Below are 300 nucleotides of genomic sequence, written 5' to 3'. Positions count from 1 at the left end.
GACATCATCGATGATGTTGCTCCATAGCCGGTCGCTGTGTTTCGGTCTCCGGTTCGGACGAGTCCTGTGCAGTCTGCACGAAACGATAGAAGGGGGAGATCGATGAAGTCGAACTCCAAGAAATGGGCGGGCCTCGCCGGGATCGCCGCGGTCGCGCTGGCGGGACTGGCCGGATGCGCCACCTACAGTTACTCCGGCGGCAATGCCGGCTACTACCGGGGAGCACCGAGCGTCCAGTACCGCTATCCGGCGGGCTACTACAACAACTACGGCTATCCCTACTACGGCAGCAGCTTCGGC

The 300-nt window shown here is 62.0% G+C and carries 1 protein-coding gene; it reads left to right on the top strand.

All coding sequences use genetic code 11. The annotated features are described in order from the left end of the window. Positions 1 to 102: 102 nt before the first annotated feature. Positions 103 to 300: hypothetical protein (locus SB773_RS31000; RefSeq protein WP_410594087.1), on the top strand; the 198-nt coding region annotated here is incomplete at its 3' end.

This window comes from Bacillus sp. SIMBA_074 (assembly GCF_046534555.1).
GTDB classification, from domain to species: domain Bacteria; phylum Bacillota; class Bacilli; order Bacillales; family Bacillaceae_G; genus Bacillus_A; species Bacillus_A mycoides.
This window is presented reverse-complemented; position numbering and strand designations above follow the sequence as displayed.